This window comes from Actinomycetota bacterium (genome assembly GCA_036280995.1).
Taxonomy (GTDB): domain Bacteria; phylum Actinomycetota; class CALGFH01; order CALGFH01; family CALGFH01; genus CALGFH01.
In genome coordinates this window covers 1-3,970 of the sequence record DASUPQ010000744.1, presented here as the reverse complement: position 1 = coordinate 3,970, position 3,970 = coordinate 1, and the positions used below count along the sequence as shown (strand labels likewise).

Genomic DNA, 3,970 nt, shown 5'->3' with positions numbered 1-3,970 from the left:
TTGCTTCCTGGAGGCTGCGGAACCCGACCCCTTGATCGGCCAGGCCGGTGATGGTGTCAACCAGGTGCCGCAACGACCGTCCCAGCCGGTCCAGTTTCCACACGACGAGGGTGTCGCCGGGGCGGAGCTGGGTCCAGCACTTGCTCGAGGACGGGGCGGTCGGCGCGGGTACCGCTGGCGGTCTCGGTGAACACCCGATAGCAGCCGGCACGCTCCAGGGTGTCGACCTGGAGCTGGGGTTGCTGGTCGGTGGTGGAGACGAGGGTTAGCCGAGTAGGTGTCCCATGCCGCTGACCGTCTCACAACCCTCTGACAGGGCTGGTTGTGTGACGTTGATTTCGGACACGGGTTCTGGACACCGCTAACGGCCCTGGCGACTGGGGCGCGTGGCCTGTCGCAGAAACGACCCGTATATGCGACAGCTGGCCTGGACTCGAACAGCGTGGCCTCTAGCTGAGACCTCATCCTTATCAGGTATCGAGGGCTCAGCGCTGTGCGGAGCGGCGTTTCCCCAGGTCATCACCGAGCGTCGGGGGCGAAGGGATGCGTTCAAAACGCCCAGACCCGAGCGGCCACCAGTGGCGGCTACGATAGCTGACAGAGGTCCTGTTGGTCTCAGGCGAAGAAAGCAGGCCATGGCGACTGGGTCGTCGGTTCGCAAAGCCACCCTGGCCGATGCCCCTCGGCTGGCCCAGGCGCTGGCGTCAGCCTTCCAGGACGACCCGGTCATTGCCTGGATCTTCCCGGACCAGCGGCGCCGCCGCCGCGTCCTGCCCGCCTTCATGGAGTTCCGCCTCCGCAAGCTGGCCTTCCTCCACGACCAGGTCTGGATGACCGCCGACGGGTCGGCGGCCGCGGTCTGGCTCCCGCCGCCCGGGCGATGGCAGCTGTCCGGCCCGCAGCGGCTGCGGCTGCTGCCTCCCCTGGTCCGGTTCCTTGGCCTGCGGACCGCCTCGGTCCTGGGTGGGCTCGACCGCATGGAGGCGCGGCATCCCCACGATCCGTCCCACTGGTACCTGTTCATCCTGGGCACCGAGCCGGCGGCGCAGGGACGAGGGATGGGCTCGGCCCTGCTCTCCCACGTCCTTGCCCGCGTGGACGCCGACGGGATGCCTGCCTACCTGGAGTCGTCGAGCGAGCGGAACCTCGCGTTATACGGCCGCCACGGCTTCGAGGTCACCAGCGAGGTCGCGATCCCGGGTGGCCCAAAGATCTGGCCCATGTGGCGCGAGTCCCGCCCTTGAGCGGGTGATCACTCAGTGGCTGTCCTACTCCCGACGCGCGGTCGTCCACCGTGATGTGGTTGACCTGTCTGGCTCGACGGATGCACGCTCAAGGTACGGCCATTGCGCCGGCACACCTGTCGTGGTGGTCAGGGTTCCACGCCCTCGCCCGGGTCTCAGGCAGGTAGCTGGGCCGACGATGCATCGTGAGCGGTGCTGAGGGGCGTGGAGGAACAGACCGAGTCTTCAACCATGGCCTTGGCGGACCGGTCCGGATCTGCCGCCCCTGACGAACCAACGGGACCGCTAGGCGGTCGTCTCCTCGCGAAGTGCCTCGGCCAGCTCGCGGATCTCGGCTTCGGGGTAGCGCCGATGGCCGCCCAGGGTCTTCAAGAAGGGTAGCTTGCCTTCCTTGGCCCAGCGGGACACGGTCTTGGGTGAGACATGCAGGATGTCGGCCACCTCGGCGGTATGGAGGTAGCTGGGAGAGGTGGTTGCGGCCTTGGGGCTGGATTGGGCTGCCACGGCGCATCCCTTTCGTACGGCGGACGCCGGCGGCGGCGCCGGGCCGGTGGTGACCGGTTGTTCCTCCGACACCGATGGTGACGGCCCTCGGCACCGATGGTTCCTCGGTGCCGCGGCTGGTGCTGGGACGAACAGGACGATTATCGAGACCAGACCAAGCATCCCGCCATAGCCCGCTTGGGTCGTTTTGGCACCCAGCTACCTAGTGCGCCGGACGGCGATTCAAGTCGGGACGCCGCCGCGGCCCAGCTGCACCGTGTGCAGGCCGACCAGCTCGGGGAGTCCCCTCCAGGCGGGGTTAAGCCCCTGCGCCCTGGCCTTGCGCTCGGGTCGCTGGCACGCGCTGCGCCTGGCTCGGCGAGGCGGTGCACGGCCATGGCCGCGTTTGGAGTACTTGGCTTCTCCGCCAGCCGCCAGCGTGCTTGCGCATCACCGCGTTGGTCCTGGGCCGCCATCGGCTGTCGCCCGAGGGGGTGAACTCGGGGTGGACCGAGCTCAAGGAAGGCGACCCCAGGCTTGGTTGTGCCGGCCTGCTGCCGGGTGGGATTAGCCGCGGCGGCGGGGGTGGTTGGCGCGGCGCCGCCTGGCGTGTGTCCCGCCGGCCCGTGGAACCAGCCCGCGCAGCAGGTACAGCAGAGCCAGGATGGGCAGGAACGCACCGACGGCCGCGGCCGAGACGCTTGCTGGTTGGCTGCCGGGCAGGACCGCTGGTCCGGTCGTGGTCGTTGCCAGCCCAGTCGTGGTCGGCGCGGCGCCGGTCGTGGTCGGTCCGGTGGTGGTGGTGGTGGTCGGCCCGGTGGTGGGTGCGATGCTGGTCGTGGTCACCAGCGTGGTCGTGGACACTGCCGTGGTCGATGGCGCGGTGGTGGTGGGCCCGGCCGTGGTCGATGGCGCGGTGACGGTGGGCTGGGTGGTGGCGCCAACAACGGAAGGTGCCGTGGTGGTTGTCGTGCCACCGACGGTGGCCGGCGCCTGGGCCGTGGCCGGTCCGGTGGTCGTGGTCGGTCTGCTGACGGCTCGCCGCCCAGGGTTCGGAGTGGTGGAAGGGGGCGGCGTGGTGGTCGGCTCCCGGAAAGCAGTGGTGGTGGTCGACGCTGACGTCGGGGCTTGCTTGGTTGGCACCGTCGGCAGCGCGACGCCGGGGACCCGGCGCGGCGGTTCGGGCTGGGGCAGCAGGGTGGCCGAGGCCACCAGAGCAGCCAGGACCGCGGTGGTGAGCCCGAAGACGAACAGCAGCAGTCTCCAGGGCCGCCGTGGCCTTGCCAGATGCCGAGGGGGTGGTGTTGGCATAGTGCATCGTCCTGGTTCGGCTGGTTCTTCCGACTTCTTGGATGTCCCGGCAAGCCGTCCGCTTACCGGCCGCATAGGGCGTAGCTACGCACAGCGGATCAAACGGTACGTTTCTGCCAGCCTGACGGAGGTGTCGTCGCGCAGGAGGCTGGCCGGCCGCACTCGACCAGCTGGACGATGCAGGCCGCATCGGCGTCGTAGGGATTACGCCCAGGGACGTTGTGCATGTGGGCCGCGTTCAGCAGCCAGCACTCCACCTGGTCCTCGAGAAGGTGCCAGACCGGCTTCCAGTAGCACTCGGTCGACTCCATCCCACCCGGGTCACCCGGTAGCTGGCCAGCCACTCGGCCCGCACATCAGGCCCGCGGTGGTCGTGGCGAACCGGCGGGTCCCGGCGTAGCGCCCACCATGGCCGTCGGGCACCCGCACGCAGGCGGTCACCGAACCCTTGTGCACGTCCAAGCCGGCGCAGCGCTCGACCAGCGCTCCATCTCCTCGCCTCCTCCAGGCACGCCAGCAGCAGGGTGTCACCGGAGGAGCCTCTACCCGGGGAATCTCAGTCTCGTGCTCGCGGCAACAGTGCGGGGTGCCCGAGGCCCCCACGTCAGACCTATCAGCGGGCTCGCGGCACCAAGCAGCACCAACGTCGGCCGGATGACCAGCCCATTTCTCATCCGTCGCGGGTGGCCGAGCATGGCCATCAGACGCTTGTCAGAGATCGACGGCCCAGCGCCGTGCTATTCAGCCTTTCCGCGGGTCGTGCCACTCCATCAGTCCTACAAGAATGGAGTGAACTATGGCCCTCGACCCACCAACGGCACGGCTGCAGGCCACCGCCAACCACGACCGCCACGATCCAATCCCTGAGTGGCATGCCCCCGCCGGGATTTGCGTCGGCTCGGGCTGGTGCTAGGCGGAGGTGGACACTTCCT

Annotated in this window: 3 protein-coding genes and 1 pseudogene; 1 reads left to right on the top strand and 3 read right to left on the bottom strand. The window is 69.0% G+C overall.

Going from position 1 to position 3,970, the window contains the following annotated elements:
• Positions 1-286: pseudogene (locus VF468_24875) on the bottom strand (recombinase family protein).
• 349 nt (positions 287-635) lie between these two features.
• On the opposite strand from VF468_24875, the gene VF468_24870 reads away from it, so the two are divergent.
• Positions 636-1,244, top strand: a complete 609-nt coding sequence (locus VF468_24870; protein ID HEX5881521.1) for a GNAT family N-acetyltransferase — start codon at positions 636-638, stop codon at positions 1,242-1,244.
• A 285-nt stretch (positions 1,245-1,529) separates the two neighbouring features.
• Here VF468_24870 and VF468_24865 read toward each other — a convergent pair whose 3' ends face one another.
• A complete protein-coding gene (locus tag VF468_24865) occupies positions 1,530-1,910 on the bottom strand; it encodes a helix-turn-helix domain-containing protein (GenBank protein ID HEX5881520.1) in 381 nt (126 codons plus the stop codon).
• Between the two features lie 384 nt (positions 1,911-2,294).
• Positions 2,295-2,573: a hypothetical protein gene (locus VF468_24860; GenBank protein HEX5881519.1), complete on the bottom strand. Its 279-nt coding sequence runs from the start codon at positions 2,571-2,573 to the stop codon at positions 2,295-2,297.
• Positions 2,574-3,970: the final 1,397 nt, after the last annotated feature.